The sequence below is a fragment of the Longitalea arenae genome (genome assembly GCF_016924755.1).
In the GTDB taxonomy this organism is placed as follows: Bacteria; Bacteroidota; Bacteroidia; order Chitinophagales; family Chitinophagaceae; genus Niastella; species Niastella arenae.
The window spans coordinates 312,987-331,821 of sequence record NZ_JAFFJX010000006.1; the positions used below are offsets into that span (position 1 = coordinate 312,987).

The window sequence follows — 18,835 nt, forward strand, 5'->3', positions numbered from 1 at the left end:
ATGCTTATTTTAAAACGTTACCTGCATGGTTAACGATATGGTCTTTGCTTTTGGATATTGATACATATCCGCTCCCTGGTTCAGGTCTGCGTCGAAGGAGGAAGCTTCGGGATCATACCCCCTGTACCTGGTGAACAGTAAATAGTTTTCGGCATTCAGCGTTATGGCGCATTTTTCCATTCGCATTGCTTGCAACCATCGGGGTGGCAACTCATAACTGAGTGCTATGTTACGCAACCTTACAAAAGAACCATCCTCGATGTAATAATTGTCCATTTCATTTTCCCCGCCATCCGATTGCAAGCGCAACTGCCCCACATTTGCTTTTTGGCCCGTAACCGTCCACGATTGTAAAATGCTGGCAAAACTGTTCACACTGGTAGTGGCGCTTTCCATAATGAACCGCGGATAGTTGGCCAGTTTATGCCCGGTCATCATACTTACATCGATGAACAACTGAAAAGGGCCGGCTGAAAAAACATTGGTGATATCTGCCTGGTAACGCGGCATCTTGCTGCCAAGCGGCACCCGGTCGCCGGCATCCTTCACGCCATTCTTGTTCACATCCTCCCATTTTACATCGCCAGGCCTGCGGCCATGGGCAGCGGCTTCGTTGGCCTCACCTGTGCTCCAGGTACCCGCCCGCCGGTAGCCAAACCACTCATCGACCGGGGCGCCTTCCTCAATACGACCTGCCCAGTTATACAGGATGTCGCCATTCAAATCCAAGACTTTCGAACGGTTCAGGTAAAAGCTCACGCTGCTGTTCCAGTTGAATTTTTTTGAGATGATATTCTTCGACCGTATACTCAGTTCGAGGCCCTTGTTGCGAATGGAACCGATGTTATCGTATATTCCTGAATAACCTGTGGTAGCAGGCAATTGTTTATTGTACAACAGGTCGAATGTTACTTTACGGTATACATCGGCGGTAAATGCTATGCGGTCGTTGAAGAAGCCGGCATCCAAACCAATGTTCCACTGCCGCTCCCGCTCCCATTTCAGGTTATCATTGCCGGGATTGGCTAACTCCACGGCTGGTTGTAATTGTCCGTTAAAAACGATCTGGGTAGGGTTTAGCCTGGAAAGCGTAACATAATTACCGATCTCCGCATTACCGGTAACGCCTACACTGGCCCGCAACTTTAAAAAATCGACAACCGGTAGGCAAGGGGCAAAAAAAGCTTCGTTCGAGATCAACCAGGAAGCCCATACAGCAGGAAAATAGCCATATTTGTTGTTGGCGCCAAAGCGCGAAGATCCGTCTACCCTGAAAGAAGCGCCCGCCATATAGCGGTTATCATATTCATGCTGTATACGGGTATAAAAGGAATTCATCTGGTGTTCTTGCCGGCCGGAGCCCGGCTGTTGCCGCACCGTTCCGGCGCCCAGGTTATTATATCCAAAGAAATCATCAAAGAAATTTTCAGCGCCGGCAAGGGTCCAGGTTCCTACATGATAATACCAGCTGGCGCCCATTACCGCATTCAGTTTGCTTTTACCGAAAGCATCATTGAACGTAAGATAGTCTTCATTCGTCCAGGCCGCTGCATCGCCATTGAAGCGCTGCGCCACCCCGTTCTGCAGATCGGAAAAACCATACACGTTGATTCCTGCATAATAATTATTGTAACCACCAACCAACTGACCGCTGAAGCTGGTAACCAGGTCTATTTTCCTATGCAAACGAACAGTGCCGTTGAAATTGCCCATCAGGTAGGTTTGACCCAATACCGATCGTACGTCGTTCACCAGTCGAACCGGATTTTCAGAGTTCTCAGCCCCCGGATAATCGCCTTTGCGCGACCAGCTGCCATCGCTGTATCTGGCCGGTATGAATGGAAGATATTCATACATTTCACGAATGGCATTGAGGCCAAGCGTATTCAGGTCAACGTTACGGGATTGCAGTGCTCCTCCATTCAGGATCGTTTTTATCGATAACCAGGGTTTTACGGTCCAGCCCAGGTTGGTAAAAATATTCAATTGCTGCTGGCGGCTGTTCTTCACAATGCCTTCCTGGTTATTATAGGTCACATCGAGCAGGCTTGTCATATTTTCTTTGCCGCCTGAAAAACTGATGTTGCTGCTGGTAGACAGCGCCGTTTGGGTTGCTTCCCGCTGCCAGTCGATATCATATTTTGGCGAGCCATCGGGGTTGAACAGCTCAATTTTGCGCGGAAAATTATTGGAAGGATCTTTATGCGGCGCCAGCCTGCCGGGTACATAGGCATATTGCCGTTCGATCATTTCCAGCGCTCCCCGGGCGTTCAACAGGTTGATCCTACGCGCTGGTTTACCCGCACTGATGCGTTGATTGAACGAAATATTCGATCTGTTCTTTGCCCCCTGTTTACTGGTCATCAATACCACGCCATTGCTGCCACGTGAACCATAAATAGCGGCGGAAGCTGCATCTTTCAGGATATCCACCGATTCTATAATAGTTGGATTGATCAGCTTGGGCTCAATACCAACAATGCCATCGAGCACAAACAAAGGCGCATTGGATGCGTGAATAGAGCCCGTTCCCCTTATTTTAATAACCGCATTGCTGCCCGGTTTGCCCGAATTCAGCATGATGCTGGCGCCCGGCACTTTGCCGGCCATGGCTTCAACAATGTTCAGTGATACGGAGCGTTCATTTAACCGCGCGCCCGGAACAGTTACTATTGCCGTAGACAGTTTTTTCCGTTGCAGGTTGCCGTAACCGATCACCGTTACTTCGTTTAAAGCCTCTGGCTGCTGCGGGTTCAGCACAATGGTTACAGGATGTACAGGCACTGCCATGGTCAGGGGGGCAAAACCTATGGAAGTAATGAACAGGCTGTCGCCTTTGGCGGCATTGATCACAAACTGGCCCTGATCGCCGCTTATGGCGATACGATTGGAATTTTTGACAGCTACCGTTACGCCAGGCAGTGGTTGCTGGTCACTATTTACAATGCGGCCGCTTACAATAAAAATGCCGGCAGATGAATGATCATTGATCCGCTCCTTTTCGAGTATTATGATATTATAACCTCTTTGGCGGAATTCGAAGTGGGCCGGTAACAATTCATACAACAGCTGGCTTACAGAACGGTGCCGCCGGTTAACCGAAACCTTACCCACCGCTTCCAGTTCGGCGCTGTTGTAAACAAAACGGAACGGCGTTTGCGTTTCTATTTCCTGCAAGACTTTGTCCAGGGGAACATTTCTGGCTGCCAGGTTAATATATACCTCCTGTACCTGCGGCGCCACTTGTGACCGGCTGGTGTTGGTCAGTACACAACAGATGAACAGCAGCAGGGTGCTGGGGCGCCGCCGGCCATGCTTCCAGCTAATCAGCGGTACGAGTTTTTCGATAAATTTTTCCATCATAGGCAGTTCGTTTTGGAAAGGGATAAAACCGGTCTTGCCGGGCCCTTGCATGTCTAGCGGAAGCCTGTTTAATGGTGGGATCTTGATTAAATGCGGCTCAATATACATAAAGCTTTTCAGCTGTCGCCCGTATTCCTAAGTCACCTGAATGGATGTATGCCGCTAATGCATAGCAGTATTTTAGCGCGAAAGCGGCGGCAAACGGGCACCTGGGTGACTAAGAGAAAATATGTTCCCTACTATTTCAGACCTCTTGCAATACCTTACCGGCTGGCGGCTGCTCCTGCCCTTTCAAACATTCGGGACCATGATGGCATTGGCTTTTGCCGCTGCTTATTGGGCCTACCGGCAGGAACTGAAACGAAAGGAAGATCTGGGCCTGATAAAAGCAGTTGTAAAAACGGCGGGCAGCACCGGATGGCCTGTATTGGCCGGCTACGCGATTGCAGCCGGTGTGCTGGCAGCTAAAATGATCCCCGCCATATTGCATTACCGCTCCTTTGCAGCACATCCCGGCCGCATATTGTTCTCACGTGTGGGTCACTGGCCGGTGGGTATACTGGCTGCATTACTGGTAGCAGGCGTCCTTTACCGGACAAAAAGTAAAAAAGCAGCAACTGCTGCTGAAAAGGTCGTTGTGCATCCTTATCAGCTCATGCCTTCCCTGTTATGGTGGTGCGGCCTCGCGGGTTTTGCAGGTGCGGTCTTTTTTCACCGGTTGGAAAATACAGCTGAGGAAGGATTCACCTATTATGGTGGCCTGCTGTGTGGTATCGTGGTTGCCTTGTATATCGCCTACCGGCACAGGATCCCGTTGGTGCATATGCTGGATATGGGCAGCCCGGCCATGATGCTTGCTTATGGCATCGGCCGGTTGGGTTGTCATTTGTCGGGTGATGGCGACTGGGGCATTGTTAATACGGCTCCCATACCGAACTGGCTGTCGTTTTTGCCATCGGTTTGCTGGGCTTATAAATACCCGTTAAGCGGCCAACCGGTATTTCCCACCTCTTTATATGAAGGCATCGCCTGTTTGTTATTATTTCTGCTGTTATGGCAATTGCGCCAAAGGATCATTACACCCGGGAAACTGTTTGCTGTTTATTGTTTACTGAATGGAACGGAGCGGCTGCTGATAGAACAGATCAGGATCAATCCGGTATATACCGCCGGCTCTATCCGCTTTACGCAGGCCGAATTGATCGGCAGCCTGTTTATCGTTACTGGTATTATTTTTCTACTGGCTACCACCTTGCAAAGAAACGGGCGCATGAATACTGTTCATGCACCCGCTGCTGTTTCGTAATTATTTTCATTTCCAGTTATAGATCCTCACTACCCATGGCCGGTACCTGTCTGCACTGCCCGGACTGTTGAAATTAGCCCAGAAATCGGTGGGGTTGATATTATAAGACACTACCAGTTCGCCCTCGCGCGACAATGCATGATGCACCACCGCGTTATAAGTAACAAATTCAGGCAGCGTGTATTGCTGCGGTATGCGGTAAATGGTCCTTTGGTTAACAAAAGGGCCAACCGGACTATTACTTTCCCAGATGTTGATATCGAGCCCATAACAGGTGGTTTGTGAAACAAGGTAATATTTACCGTCTTTATAAAATACGTTCGGCTGGGTGGCATTGGCCTCCAGGATGGGTTGCAGATTGGCGTCAGCAGGTTGGTTGGTTGTCCAGCCGCTGTTGGTGTAAAACTCCCAGGCGCCGGTTATATTGTGGTTGGCGGCACGGGCTACGTATAACCTGGAGCCACAAATACCTACATTCTGAGTCGTGTACATATAGGTATAGCCGTCATTTGCTTTAAACAAACTGGCATCAAAAGGCAGGCTGCCGGTATACCGGTTCTGCACTACCCGCTTTTGCTGCATATTGGCTGCATCGAAAACCACTACGTCGGTAGACTGGTGTTCAAGCACATTGCTGGCATTCAGGTGCATATGCCCCATCACCATTTGTACTTCACTACCCAGTACCTGTGCGGGCCCGCCCCAATAAAGGTCCTGGTCGCCATTGGTTGCACCGGGCACCAGTACCCAGGTCTTTGCCTTGCCATCTGCACCAACAGGATTCAACTGCTGGTAGCTGGAAAGCGACCTGTTCACCTGGAGGAACCCTGCATTGCGTACAAACACATTATCTATTCGTGCCCGGTTGGGTGTTACTTCGCCAAAGAAGCTGTCCTGGAACGACCATAACAGGCTGCCATTGGGTAATAAAGTAGTTACGCAGCCATCGCCGCCGTTCCATCCGCTGTAGCGGGTAAGGTAATTATTGTAGTCATTGTCGATATATACCTGTGCGCTGTTTACCCAGCCATTGTTAACTGCGAAGGTCATACGTGTATCCAGTGTAAAGATCCATTTCTGGGCATTGCTGCCGGTATAAGGCTGCTGCGTAATGGCGGTACCGCTGCCTGTAGCATTGTTTTGATTGGTAACTGCCAGTCCGTTACCCCGGTTAATGATCCTGTATGCACCGCCGCCCACATCCTCGATGCGCCACTGCTGCGCATTCGTCGTATTCCAGGTGTATTGTTGCAGTTGTCGTCCGGTCTCATTAGTACTGCCCGGTACATCAAGCACTTTTCCGCTAAATCCGTTCATGATGGTAAAATAACCCGAACCGATGTCTTTCACCACCCATTTCTGGTTTTGAAAATGGTAATTGGCATACTGCACTACGGGGCCGCCATCGGCTGTGGAGCTGGCAAACACTTCCATAGCATGGCCACTAAACACATTTGTGATGCTGTAAAAGCCATTGGTACCCGGAGCAATTACAGAACGGACCGAGACCGTACCTGAATATTCAGCTGCATGGTCGTTTACCGGCGCATCGATTTTCGTACAGTGTTGAAGAAAGAGCAGGCAAAGAAGGGCGCCCGTCCAGACCGGACGGCGGCATAGCAATCGTTTTTTCATGCAATCAAAGTTTATAAATGGTTAGCGTAATGACTGTGTTCGTACACAGCCGGGCGCCGGCAGCTTACATCTGCTGTCACTTAAGCCAACAGCTACCCCCTTTGTGTGCGTAAAAAAAGCGGTCTTTAAGAAGAAGCGAAGTTTTTCAATCGAATGGTCCTGATGCCAAACCTCGGCATAGCAAGATGAATGGCAGTCGTTTTACCAGTATGTATCTGTAATAACTGTTTCACTGCACCGTTCAGTTCTTCCAGTTGCGCGCCGGTCGCTTTTCCGCCAAACGCAATCTTTTGAACTTTATCATTGCCTGCTGCATTGAAAAGGCGTACCAGCAGGTCCCTGCCCTCCACTATAACTGCCGATACCTGGTACCCTGTGCCGGTTACATTTACCAATGATCGTTCCTCTTTTTTTACTATTGAAGAAGGCAGCGCTACCAGCGGCTCGTTCCAGTGCGCAGCCTGCTCACTGATGCCGCTCTCATCCCATTTTCCTTTATGGGGTATCAATGCATATTTAATTTCAGTAGTACCTGTTATGGAATGATCTCTTCCCCATAAACCGGCGCCGGAGTACTGAACGTTCAACCCTAAAGGAAAACCTTCACCATGGGCATAACTTGTGGTATGATCAGTAAAAAGCGCAAGGCCGTGATCCTCTTTGGCATCATACACATCCACCCAATTCAAAATAATATTGTTTTTGATGCTGTCCCAGGTAGTAAAAAAGGTATTATGGAGTCTGCTTTCCGTTACGTCAAAAGGGGCATCTTTATAGATCTTTTGCGAGGTAAACTTTACAGGGAACAGCGCCAGCAATTTTTTGCTGTCGTCGTAAAAAGGCTTGTGGTAATTGCTGGCATCCGGGCCACCGCTTTGTTTATAAGCATCGCCAATGCCGGTATTGTTCTTCCATGCTATGTTCAGGCTGCAATCAATTCTGCTGTCACCCTGTCTTAAAGTGATGGTTTGCGTAAAGGGATGGTCCAAAAGCATTCCGCTGATGGCTGCTTTTACCAGAACCGGTCCATTTTCGAGGATGGAAATGGTAACAGGGGTGCGGGAACTCGCGTAAAAACCGCCGTGATTATAAAACTGTCCGCTCAATTCATTGAATCCTCTTTCGTTTTTTGCATCTACAAACTCCCTGTTGTTTAATTTTTTCGCTATAAGGCTTTTAACAACACCCCCCTTCGACCTGTCGATAATCAATGTATAGAGATCGGTTTCCAAAACCACATCACCGCCGTTTAAAATGGTAGCTGTTGCACCGGCTGCGCTGGCGGGGCGCTTATAGCTGATGCTGTATGTTTTATAACCCATAGCAGGAACAACGGCATGGAAACAAATTTCTTTACTGCCCGCCGATTTAGTTATTTGAGAAACTATTTCTTTACCACCGCCATCTACAACAGCCATTTCATTGGTAGCCATACCTGCCGGTAATTTCATTTGCACCACTTCATGCCTGGTATTACCGGTAGTATTATGCACACGAATGGCCCTGATGGAACCCTCCGCATGTTGAGCGGCTGCCTTATACACGATACTGTCGCTGATATCATTTGTTATTTTTGTCCACGCGTTCACTTTATCTGCCCAGGTATTGCCTTTCCTGCCGTTGTATGGAACTATCCAGCAGTCGTGATGTTGCGACAATAGTAAGTTGCGCCAGGCTTCGTCAATGGCACTCGGCCAGGGCTTGTCATCATAGACGGCCGACAGCGCTGCTACCTTCTCAGCCATAACCAGCTTGTTTTCGGCTGTTCGAACCCGCTGTGCCAGCTGTTGTAATACCTGTGAACCCCATACCAGACTTACCAGAATGTCTTCCTGGCTGAATTTCCAGTTTTGCCTGGGTGTTTTAATAGAATGGTTCTCTATATAATCGCGCCATGTTTTGTAGTAGGTGGGCTGATAGCCCCTGTTACCATTACCGATCCAGGGGCCATTTTTCCAACCTGCATCCTGCAGGCTCATGGCTACCGGATTTTTTATGCCATAGGCAAATGCATCTTTAATGTATTTGGGCGAATTGGTCCATGCCTCCGTTTGCCAGGTTGAACCTGGCAGCAGGTTTTCTGTGGCATACCGGGGTACTGTTACCAGTTTGGTACCATCGGGGCCTATCCAGTTCACCAGCTCTCCACCATAAGCGCGGGTATAACCGCCCCAGCAGGTGTTGGGGTTTTTCAAAGACGCATATTTATATCCAAATGATCGTAATATTTGTGGCAACGCGCTGGTAAAACAAGGCTCTTCCGAGGAATAGGTGGTAAAAACGGCATTGGGGAAATATGCTTTTACTTTTTTTATTCCATATGAAAAATGCCGGATCATGCTTTCGCCGGAAGTATTGAAGAAATAACTTTGCCCATAGGCCGGGTTTACATACTCTATCCGGCCGGTATCGGATTGATCCCTGAAAATTTGCTGCAATTGTTTCAACGCAGCAGGCTCCCACACCGCAACCGAATCCCAGGTTTCCGGCTCAATTTCCAGATTGATCTTCCAGAAAGGATTTTCATTTAATTTGTCGACTATAAACTGCGTATACCCTTTGGGATAATGACCATAAACGCCGCCATGATAACCATCGATAAAATAGGCATTCTGTGCATGGGACCTAAGCGTGCAGATGAATAAACAGGTGCAATAAATAATGTTTAGATACGGCTTCATTTCAAACAATTAACTAAACGGGCGGTAACAGGGGCGCCCTGGGGAAGTCACCTGGATGAAAGATTACCTCTATTAAAGAGCGGCCGTTTTTTCCAGGGTCATTTTCCCCATTGCATGCCGGGACCAGGCCCCATAATCAATTCCAGCAGGCCGCCTTTCATCAGGTCGCTGTGATCGATAAAACAGTTGTTGTAAGGTTTACCATTCAAGGTTGCGCTCTGTATGTACACATTTTCTGCACTGTTATTTACAGTTGAAATGATAAAGGTCTGTCCCTGGCTATAGGCGGGATCCAGGGCAATGGTGATTTTGTCAAATACCGGACTGGTAATTTCATACCGGGTTTCGCCCGGGCAAACCGGGTGCAAACCACTTGCGGCCAAAATATACCAGGCCGACATCTGTCCTACATCTTCATTGCCTACCAGGCCTTCAACCGCATTTTTATAAGCCCGTTCACAAATAGTCCTTGTCCATTTTTGGGTAAGTGATGGAACACCTAAACGGTTAAAAAGAAAGGGCACATGATGAACGGGTTCGTTGGCGTGATTGTAATAGTCGTTCCACATCATATTGGGGGGAACCTTTTCAAAAAACCTGGTCAGATCGGCCAGTACTTTTTCTTTACCCCCCATCAGGGCCACCATACCATCCACATCATGGGGTACGAACCATCCCTGCTGCCAGGCATTGCTTTCCATACTTCCATACCATTGTTTCAACCGCCCTTCCGCAGGCCAGGGCTCCCAATTACCGTCTTTTAGCCTTGGCCTGAACCAGCCCTTTTCTTTATCAAAGATGTTGTGGTAGTACTGCGCGCGTTTTGCGTATTTCTCGGCATCCCCCCTTTTTCCCAGCTGCTTCGCCAGCTTCGATACGCACCAGTCGAAATACGCATATTCCAGGGTATAGGAAATGCTTAAAGGATTGGGTGTATACCCCGGCTCTTTGTTACCAAACCGCTCCACCGAACCAACCGATAACTGATAGGCTTTGCCCACATCGTAATTCCTGATGCCCTTCGCATAGGCGTCGGTTAGCACCGATACGGCAGGGTTACCCAGCATACATCCACTATAGGCATTCAACAGCTCCCAGCGTTCAAAATGATCCTTTGCTTTTTGATCTGCCAGGGTGATCAGGGAATTGATCAGATCATTCACCAAGGAAGGGTTGATGATGGTTTGAAGCGGCATCTGGCTTCTGAAAACATCCCAGCCACTGAAGATGGTGCGTTTGGTAAAATTTTCCGACTGATGTACTTTGCCATCTCCGCCCAGGTAATTGCCATCTATATCTTCAAAGATCCGGGGATCGATCATGGTATGATAAAGAGCAGTATAGAAAATTGTTTTTTGCGCTTGCGAGCCGCCGCTTACCTGCATTTTCGACAGGGCTGCATTCCATAATGCACGAGCCTGCTTGTGCAGTTTGTCAAAATCCCAGTCCGGTATTTCGGCCTCCAGGTTCTTGCGGGCTCCTTCTATGCTCACAAAAGAAATTCCGCTTTTCAGCAGCACTTCTTCCCCTTTTTTAGTTGCAAATTCTGTAAAAAAGCCAAGGTGTTTGCCCTGCTTTTTTCTTATACCTTTTATAACAGTTGCTTCCCCTATTCGTTGCTGGTATTTTTCACTTTCCACGTCCTGCCGTTTACGGCCCCAGCTGTCTGGGATGTCGGCACTCCATACACCATAGTTCTTTAAGGGTTTACTGAACTGTGCATAGAAATAAACGGTATAATCGGCATTGCCTTCGCCATTGCCCCAGCCGCCGCCTTCCGGCGTACACTTCATCCATCCCCGGATGGTGTGGTCATCCACTACCTCCACTTCCTGCAGCACCGATGTACCACCCACTCTTCTTGCCAGGTCGATCTGAATGCGGGATAACGCGTGTTTTGGAAAAATAAACCTAAGCAAACCACTATGCGGCGCAGCCGTCATTTCAGCTTTGATGTTGTGATCAGTGAGCGAAACTGCATAATAGCCGGCACTGGCCTTTTCGCTCTTTTTATCATAACGGGAGCGGTATCCTGCAGCCGGATCTTTTAAACTGCCTGCAGCCGTTCTCAGGGGGCCGGTGGCTGGCATTACCAGGAAATTACCCAGGTCGCCATACCAGCCCACACCACTCATTTGGGTAAAGGCAAATCCTTCTATACTCGTATGCTCATAGCTGTAACCAGACCCGTTGTCACCGCCTGTGATGGTGTTGGGACTCAGCTGTACCAGACCGTAGGGAGTAGTGGCGCCGGGAAAGGTTTTTCCCAGGCCGTGATAAATTCCGGCCGCGCCTTCGCTGGTGCTGGCGCCAATAAAGGGATTCACAAGATCAACCGGTTCTTGAGCAAGCGACAAAAAAGAGGCCATTAACAACCCAAAGAAACCTAACCAATTTTTATTTCTCATGATTCTTTCTGTTCATACCGATTGTTGATGAATAGCATTACCGAGCTACAGTGTGCGGTCCCGGGTAAAGCATGGGACAAACGCAACGAAAGTGTATGCATATGCTGCAGCTGGCCACATCAAAACTATTTTGCCAGTGAGAAAGGCCTGTCTTCTTCCCGGATGCCTCTTTGCCTGTTCGGACTACTGCCCATCACCAGACGAAGCGTTCCGCCATGGCTGATGTCGCCGTGTTTGATGAAGTTCCTGTGTAAGGGCTCGCCGTTCAGGGTGGCCGATTGAATGTACACATTTTCCTTACTGTTGTTCACAGCCTCCACGGTAAACTTCTTTCCATTTTCAAGCGTAACGGTTGCTTTCTGGAACAGAGGACTGCCAATCACATATTCATCGGTACCCGGACAAACACTATACAATCCCAGGGCGCTGATCACGTACCAGGAAGACATCTGCCCCTGGTCCTCATCGCCGGGATAGCCGTTTTCAGTGGCGTTGTACAACCGGGACATCACTTCGCGTACCTGCTTTTGCGTTTTCCAGGGCTCGCCGCTGTAATTGTACAAATACGGCGCATGCTGCACCGGCTGATTGCCGTGCGCATATTGTCCCATGCCGGCCAGCACCATTTCCTTCATCTCATGGATCTCCTGTTTATAGGAACCATATTTTACGGCATTGGAGCCATGAAATAAACTGTCGAGCTTTTTATTGAAGATGGCTTCACCACCCAACATCCGGATAAGATCGCTTATGTTGTGAAACACCGACCAGGTCCACTGCCAGGGATTTCCTTCCGTAAAGGCCCCACCCCATTCCACAGGGTCAAAATCCTCCGGGATCCATTCGCCGTTGCTGTTGCGGCCACGCACAAAACCCGCTGTGCTGTCGAAGACATTCCTGTAATTGTACATCTGGCGGCTAAAAATGTTCTCGTAAAATGTATTGCCGGTAAGCCTGGCGAGCTGGTAAGCGCAGAAATCGTCGTAGGCATATTCCAGGGTCTTTGCGGCGCTTTCCCGTACTTTATCCTGCGGAATATAACCTAACCGGAAATAATATTCGTGTCCCTCCCGGCCGCTGGAACCGCCCATCAGGCTACGGCTGGTGGCTTCGTGATAATAGGCTTTTAAAACGGAATCAGGATGGAAGCTGCGAATGCCTTTTACCCAGGCATCGGTGAGTAGAGAGATGGCATGATTGCCCACCATTACGCCCGACATGCCCGGGTTCGACCAGGTGGGCAGCCAGCCGCATTGCTGTTGTGCATCGAGCAGGGATTGCATATACCGTCCCTGCATAGTAGGATGCAGGATATTGCTTAGCGGGAACTGCGCCCGGAAAGTATCCCAGAAACCATTGTCGGTATACATGTAACCGGGATGTATTTTACTGTCATAAGGACTGAAGTAATACGGGTTGCCGTTCTTGTCGAGCTCATAAAACTTATGAGAAAACAGGTTGGCGCGGAACAGGCAGGAATAAAAGGTTGCTTTTTCATCTTCGGTGCCGCCTTCCACTGTTATTCGGCCCAACAGTTCATTCCAGGATCTTTTTGCCGCTTCGCTGGTTTGCGCTACATTTTTATAGCTGCCGAGCTCCTGTTGTAATGTGATCGCTGCCTGTGCAGCGTTAATATAAGAGGAAGCGATCTTTACCTGCACCACGCCGCCGGGTTTAAACTGTACAAAGGCGCCTTTACCGTCACCGGAATCGGTTACATTTTTATGTTGAATACGATTCGACCGGTCCTCCCAGGTGCCATATGACAGAAAGGGCTGATCGAACCGCATCTCAAAATAGCAGCGGAAGGCTGCGGGAATGAAAGTGCCGTTGTGCACCCAGCCGGTGATCTTCCGTTCATCCGGATGAATGGTGACACTGCTTGTTTTGGTATAGCCATCGAGCACCAGGTAAGCCTCTTTTCCTGTAGGAAATGTGAACCGCATATGCCCGCTGCGTTCTGCAGGCGCGATCTCTGTGGTAACGCCATTACCCAGTTTTACTTTGTAGTAGTGCGGTTTTGCCATTTCACCGGCATGGGTAAAAGACGAAGCCCTTTTGTCTTCGTTTACTTCCAGGGCGCCCGTGACCGGCATGAGCGAGAACACCGCATAGTCGCCCATCCAGGGACTGCATTGATGTACCTGCTGAAAGCCCCGGATCGTTTGTGCATTATAAGTATACTTCCAGCCATCGCCATTTTTGCCGGTTTGCGGCGACCAGGAATGCATGGGAAACGGGACGGCAATGGTTGGATAGGTATTACCATACGAAAGGCCCCAATGTGAATTGGTGCCTTGCAGGGTGTTCACATAGTCAACCAGGTTCTTCTGAGCATAAGTGGCCCCGGTCGCAAACAGCAAGAGGGCCATCATACCTGTTTTCAATTTATTCATAGCTGGCATGCTTACAGTGTAAAGTCGCATTAAACAGCTTTTACCGCCAGTAAGGAGGCATAAATAATCAGGATCTTTGAAATAAAGGATCAAAGGTCCACAGAAAACTTCTTTTTTTCCTTTTGCCCATATTGCTTCAGCAGCAACGTTACGCCGCCTGTAAGCAGTTTGGCAGCAGCCTCTATTGTCACCAGTTTTTCTTCACCGGGCAGTAAGGTGAAATAATTTTCTGACATGATCACCGGAAGCACGCGTTCCTGCGTGGCTTTGTTAACCAGTCGCAGGCGGTTTCCGAAGGCTATGGTGCCGGAATTATTTTTTACTATCACCTTCAGTTTTCCGGTTCCGCCAACCGACTCTTTACCAACCAGCTTACATGACAGGTCGGCCGCCGGCAGGGACTTTAGGCTGGTGTAATCCAGGTCATTGACACCGTTCCGCCAATAGAAGTTATCAGACAAGACGTTGCCTGCAGCATCTTTCAGTTCCAGTTTGATAAAATGAAGTGGCGTAAACACCGCGCCGGATCTGTTCTCGCCATTGAAGTCAAGGGTAAATGCTTCAGCAATATTGCTGGAAAGAACATCGATCCGTGCCTCTTTGCCGAGGTGCGTAAGCTCTTTTCCATGGAGATCATAAATGGTAGCTTTTGCGATTGCCCCTTTTAGGTCGATTGAACTTGTATTAACTACTTTTATGCTATTGTTCGAAGCGTTCCATTGGATATGCAAAGGCTCACAAGCCTTTCTGGCGCCCCAGTAAGCCCCGGTAGCATCGTAATAATAGTCATAGGTTTGCCATACGAAAGAGGGATAAGCCGACTGGCTCATCCAGATCAGCAGCCCGGAAGCATCATTCCACATTTTATCGTTCCAGGCTTCATACATGCCTTTCATCACTTCAATATTTAAATACTGCGCTTTTTCGCAGAACTCTTCCAGGCTGGCCGATTCACCAAATTGTTTATTTACCGCTGCTTTGTAATTGAGCGGATTGGCATTGGAAGCTTCTTTACCAAAAAAGTGTCGGTTCCAGACAGTGGTATCTGAATTTTTTAATGCTTCGTCTGTTGGCAATGGCCATAACTGACCGGCAGGAATGAATTTCTTTACACTTTCATACGTTGGAAAAGCAGCTGTTCCTATTTCTGAACGCAAGCCATAACCGCGGTCTGAGCCATATGGATAAGGCGGTTTGTTCCAGGCCAGGTTGCTGCCCGAAGTTTCAAAGTGGTGTTTAGGCGGCTGATTTCCCCACCATCCGCTGCCGGATAAACCATCCTGGTTGGAACTGGATTTATACATCCTGTCGTTATGGTCTTCCAGCGCAACGATCGATCTGAGGTAATTATCCAGTGCCGGCTTGGGATGTGTTTCATTGGCGCCGCACCATAAGGCGATACTCGGGTGGTTTCTCAAACGCTTTACTTTATCAAGGGCATTGGCTTTAAAGTCATCATCATTGGCCACGTCGTCGTAGGCCACGTATAACCAGAAATCGTCCCATACCATAATACCGTAGCTGTCGCAATAGTCGTAAAACGCATCGTCAGTAACACAGCCGGTCCATAACCTGATCATGTTATAGTTCATGTCTTTGTGTAACCTGACCTTTGTTTCATATTCGTCACCATGACAACGAAGCAGGTATTCGCTCATTCCCCAGTTCCCTCCTTTCAAAAATAATTTCTGGCCGTTGATGAAAAAGGTCATAACCGGCCATCCGGCGGCATTTTTTACAAACTGGTATTCATATTTTTTTATACCGAAACGAATTTCTTTTACATGCGACACACTGTTGCCTACACTGCAGTTCAATGTACAGGTATACAAATTTGGTTCGCCATAACCATTGGGCCACCAAAGTCTGGGATTGTTGATGATGAATTCCGGAAAATCTTTCCGGTCGAGGTAGATCCTGGAAGAAGCGCCCGCATCCAGCGTGATCTTTTTGGAGAACTGGATGTTTCCCGGCTGAATGACTCCGGAAATAGTAACTTCCTGTTTGGCAGCAGACGCGTTTCTAAGTGTTGAGGAAACGTATAAATAAGCAATATCGTTCGACTCCAGTTCTGACCTGATCCATGGATCTTCCACGGTCACATCACCGGTGATCTCCAGATAAGCATTACCGGTAATGCCCGCCAGCCTTCCAGGCACATAGGGCATCCAGTCCCAACTCGCTGCCGACAGGTAGGTTGGGCTGGCGGCAACACCAAAACTTTCTTTGGAAATACGCTTCTTCTTTTGATCTGCATCCGTGATCAAAACGGCCACGGCATTTTTACCGGAGCTCCTGATCAGATCAGTTATATCGTATTTTGTTCGAAGCATGTGCCCGCTGACATCTTTAGTAGATGTTGCAGTTCCGGATAATTTGGTTCCGTTACAATAGAAATCTGCATAGCGGTTGGTATTATCAAAATGAAGCCATACGCGTTGGCCCTTGACATAATTGGCACACAGTTCAAATTCGGTTCTATACCAAAACGGACGGTTAAAGAACGATTCGTCTACCTTGTAAATATTGTCGCCATAGTTCGGGTCGGGGACAATTCCGGCGTCTACATATGACGTAAACACCGTACCCGGTACAATACCCTTTATATAAGCAGGAAGTTTAAAACCCGGTGTGGATATTTCGTAGCCTGAGTTTTTCAGGTCTGCCTGGGGTTTGATCTCCCATACTAAGCCCGGACTGGCACTATTCAACGATATCCTGGTGGTTTGTGTATTGGCTGTAACCGAGGCGAGCATTATGCAAAACAACAGTAAAAAGGGGCTTCTGATATTCATTTATATCACGCTTTCTCTCTAGTCACTTATTTACCCTTTTACCGCTATTTATCTATTAGTGCATGAAAGCTTTGCATATTACATTTTACCTACGCATTTAAACCGACCGTCGGTACTTTGCAAGATGTTATACGCCAGAGAAATCCAATGACCCGCAAAAAATTGACAGGAAAAAACAGGAAATCAATTATTTACAATAAGGCGGCATATACTCTTTATCTAATTTATTTGTATTTTAGCCCCCCTGCGAAACAGATTTTTGCCGGTTCTAGTCAAATATTAACCCACTAAAAGCCATAACTATGAAATATCCTAAAAATGTATTACTTATAGAAGACGATGAAGATGACCGTGATCTCTTTAGAGCTGCTTTGAAAGAGTGTTGTGGGGCCGTAGATGTAAAATATGAAAGCAGCGGCAAAAGCGCAACGAATTTACTAATGGATGACCGTTTCGTTTCACCGGAAATAATATTCATGGATTGGGTTATTCCAGATTACAGCGGTAAAGACTTTCTAAATCTCCTGAGAAAAACAGAACGTTTTTCAAATGTACCCGTGGTCATCATTTCTGATGCTATTCCGGAAGTGGTTATGAAGGAGGTAAAAGACCTAACAGGCATCATTTTTCTTTCAAAACCATCAGTAATGGCCGATTTTGTCAATAAGCTGAAATATATCTTTACACTCGACTTCGAACACTTTAAAAATATTAATATTTGAGATTCAATGCTTAATGCCTCATTAACAAGTAGTTTCACTAAAATACTTGTTTTAGATCAATAATTTAGGCAGATTTGTAGCAGGTTTAAGAAACCAGTGCCGGGGCCATCCTGACGCTGACTTCATTTTCCAAACTTAATCTTAAAATGAAGACTACAAAACGCATTCTGCTTATTGATGATGACGAAGATGACTGCTTCTTTTTCAGCACTGCCCTGGAAGAATTTGATTCGCCGGTAGAGTTCTTTTTTGACAGAGATAGTGAAGTAGCTATTGAAAAGCTCAGAAAAGACAAGGACGCTGTTCCTGACATTTTGTTTCTGGATTGGAATATGCCCCGCATGACTGGCCGGCAATGTCTTTTGGCCATTCGAAGAATACTTCGATATGCTGACTTGCCGATAGTCATATACACTACCTCTCAGACTCAGGCAGACCAGGATGAGGCAAAGCGGCTCGGTGCTTCCTACTTCCTCACTAAACCTGCAACCATTGGCCAGTTGCGCAAAAAATTAAAGGATATATTGTCTATGGATTGGAAAGTTTCCCAAACATAACTGTCGCCTACCCTGCACCGGGATATTTATATGCACGGTCACTATAAATCTTAAGTAATATTTCTAATTTTGTTATATCTTGGTTAAGGCAATTGATTAGAAGCAGTCTCACAAGAGGCTGCTTTTTTTTAGATAAATGCTCTATAGCTTACAAAATATCTCTTACCTATGATCTTGCACCATGCGAAAGACCCCTTGCAATCACTCGTTTTTTTTGGCGATTCTTTATTTAATGTGATCGGTCGGGAGACAGAGCTATTAAAACTTTATATAGCCATTACCATTGAAAGGCCGACGATTATGTTTGAAATTAAAGGCCGTCCCCGAAAGCGATATTATTTTAGAGCCATACATTGGGATAAAACCCTTTTAGTGGGAGTTCAAAATGATAATGGCATATGGAATGTAAGCCAGTATTTTCAAGATCCGGGCGGCCTCACCATGTTGGAGATTTTCCGCGCAGGAAAACAGCTGATATAAATTGAATGTGTGCAATCACCGGCGTGCAGAAGGATAAAAAGAATCGGGTCATCTTGATTTAATATTATCGAAATGGCTGATCGCCTTCAGAAAATCACCTTCCATGTTATTGGCGATCAATTGAAGGATCGATTTTAATTCATTGTAATTAGCAGGCTTCGTAAAAAAGCAATCTGCACCGAGGTCAAACGCAATATTTGCCTCTCTTTGATGTGAAGAAGTGGTATATATGAATACCGGAATGTGCCTGTAGGCTTTGTGGCTTTTTAATTGTATCAGGCATTCCCATCCATTCATTACCGGCATATTGATATCGAGAAAAATCAATTTGGGGTATTCTGAAGGTTGTTTGCTGTCAAGCATCTGCAAAACCGTCCGGCCATTGTCTGCGCAATAGCAGGTTATGGAGGAATCAACCGTTTCTAACGCTTCACAAAACAGCTCTCTATCGTCCGCATCATCGTCAGCTAATAAAAATATATGTTTCATGTG

The 18,835-nt window shown here is 47.4% G+C and carries 11 protein-coding genes; 4 read left to right on the forward strand and 7 right to left on the reverse strand.

Features of this window, described 5'->3' with window-relative positions; genetic code table 11:
* Nucleotides 1–9: 9 nt before the first annotated feature.
* Complete coding sequence (locus JT717_RS16040; RefSeq protein WP_205511509.1) at nt 10–3,363, reverse strand: SusC/RagA family TonB-linked outer membrane protein; 3,354 nt, start codon at nt 3,361–3,363, stop codon at nt 10–12.
* Nucleotides 3,364–3,592: 229 nt separating this feature from the next.
* Here JT717_RS16040 and JT717_RS16045 point away from each other — a divergent pair, with 229 nt between their 5' ends.
* On the forward strand, nt 3,593–4,669 hold the full coding sequence (locus JT717_RS16045) for a prolipoprotein diacylglyceryl transferase (RefSeq protein WP_205511510.1): 1,077 nt from the start codon (nt 3,593–3,595) through the stop codon (nt 4,667–4,669).
* Nucleotides 4,670–4,675: 6 nt separating this feature from the next.
* On the opposite strand, the gene JT717_RS16050 is transcribed toward JT717_RS16045, so the two are convergent.
* The 5 genes from JT717_RS16050 to JT717_RS16070 form a co-directional block, all read right to left on the reverse strand.
* The gene (locus tag JT717_RS16050; protein WP_205511511.1) at nt 4,676–6,304 is read right to left on the reverse strand and encodes a DUF5005 domain-containing protein; all 1,629 of its coding nucleotides are present in this window, start codon (nt 6,302–6,304) and stop codon (nt 4,676–4,678) included.
* 125 nt (nt 6,305–6,429) lie between these two features.
* Nucleotides 6,430–8,985, reverse strand: a complete 2,556-nt coding sequence (locus JT717_RS16055; protein WP_205511512.1) for a glycoside hydrolase family 38 C-terminal domain-containing protein — start codon at nt 8,983–8,985, stop codon at nt 6,430–6,432.
* Between the two features lie 98 nt (nt 8,986–9,083).
* Nucleotides 9,084–11,393, reverse strand: coding sequence for a GH92 family glycosyl hydrolase (locus JT717_RS16060; RefSeq protein ID WP_240348142.1), 2,310 nt, complete (start codon nt 11,391–11,393; stop codon nt 9,084–9,086).
* Between the two features lie 125 nt (nt 11,394–11,518).
* Nucleotides 11,519–13,789, reverse strand: a complete 2,271-nt coding sequence (locus tag JT717_RS16065; RefSeq protein WP_240348144.1) for a GH92 family glycosyl hydrolase — start codon at nt 13,787–13,789, stop codon at nt 11,519–11,521.
* A gap of 89 nt (nt 13,790–13,878) precedes the next feature.
* Nucleotides 13,879–16,584 carry a glycoside hydrolase family 2 protein gene (locus tag JT717_RS16070; RefSeq protein WP_205511513.1) on the reverse strand — a complete coding sequence of 902 codons (2,706 nt, stop codon included), beginning with the start codon at nt 16,582–16,584 and terminating at the stop codon, nt 13,879–13,881.
* A 302-nt stretch (nt 16,585–16,886) separates the two neighbouring features.
* Between JT717_RS16070 and JT717_RS16075 the strand changes: the two genes are divergently transcribed.
* The 3 genes from JT717_RS16075 to JT717_RS16085 all read left to right on the forward strand — a co-directional run bounded on the left by JT717_RS16075 (nt 16,887) and on the right by JT717_RS16085 (nt 18,343).
* The gene (locus JT717_RS16075) at nt 16,887–17,306 is read left to right on the forward strand and encodes a response regulator (RefSeq protein WP_205511514.1); all 420 of its coding nucleotides are present in this window, start codon (nt 16,887–16,889) and stop codon (nt 17,304–17,306) included.
* A gap of 146 nt (nt 17,307–17,452) precedes the next feature.
* Nucleotides 17,453–17,863 (forward strand): response regulator, encoded by a 411-nt coding sequence (locus JT717_RS16080; RefSeq protein WP_205511515.1) that lies wholly within the window; start codon nt 17,453–17,455, stop codon nt 17,861–17,863.
* Between the two features lie 168 nt (nt 17,864–18,031).
* The gene (locus tag JT717_RS16085) at nt 18,032–18,343 is read left to right on the forward strand and encodes a hypothetical protein (protein ID WP_205511516.1); all 312 of its coding nucleotides are present in this window, start codon (nt 18,032–18,034) and stop codon (nt 18,341–18,343) included.
* A gap of 48 nt (nt 18,344–18,391) precedes the next feature.
* Here JT717_RS16085 and JT717_RS16090 read toward each other — a convergent pair whose 3' ends face one another.
* Complete coding sequence (locus JT717_RS16090; RefSeq protein ID WP_205511517.1) at nt 18,392–18,832, reverse strand: response regulator; 441 nt, start codon at nt 18,830–18,832, stop codon at nt 18,392–18,394.
* Nucleotides 18,833–18,835: the final 3 nt, after the last annotated feature.

Excerpts from the sequence above, each read along its gene's own strand:
- JT717_RS16085 (WP_205511516.1), top strand. The coding sequence starts at position 18,032 with ATGATCTTGCACCATGCGAAAGACCCCTTGCAATCACTCGTTTTTTTT.
- JT717_RS16060 (WP_240348142.1), bottom strand. The coding sequence starts at position 11,393 with ATGAGAAATAAAAATTGGTTAGGTTTCTTTGGGTTGTTAATGGCCTCT.
- JT717_RS16055 (WP_205511512.1), bottom strand. The coding sequence starts at position 8,985 with ATGAAGCCGTATCTAAACATTATTTATTGCACCTGTTTATTCATCTGC.
- JT717_RS16040 (WP_205511509.1), bottom strand. The coding sequence starts at position 3,363 with ATGATGGAAAAATTTATCGAAAAACTCGTACCGCTGATTAGCTGGAAG.
- JT717_RS16050 (WP_205511511.1), bottom strand. The coding sequence starts at position 6,304 with ATGAAAAAACGATTGCTATGCCGCCGTCCGGTCTGGACGGGCGCCCTT.
- JT717_RS16070 (WP_205511513.1), bottom strand. The coding sequence starts at position 16,584 with ATGAATATCAGAAGCCCCTTTTTACTGTTGTTTTGCATAATGCTCGCC.
- JT717_RS16090 (WP_205511517.1), bottom strand. The coding sequence starts at position 18,832 with ATGAAACATATATTTTTATTAGCTGACGATGATGCGGACGATAGAGAG.
- JT717_RS16065 (WP_240348144.1), bottom strand. The coding sequence starts at position 13,789 with ATGAATAAATTGAAAACAGGTATGATGGCCCTCTTGCTGTTTGCGACC.
- JT717_RS16045 (WP_205511510.1), top strand. The coding sequence starts at position 3,593 with ATGTTCCCTACTATTTCAGACCTCTTGCAATACCTTACCGGCTGGCGG.
- JT717_RS16080 (WP_205511515.1), top strand. The coding sequence starts at position 17,453 with ATGAAGACTACAAAACGCATTCTGCTTATTGATGATGACGAAGATGAC.
- JT717_RS16075 (WP_205511514.1), top strand. The coding sequence starts at position 16,887 with ATGAAATATCCTAAAAATGTATTACTTATAGAAGACGATGAAGATGAC.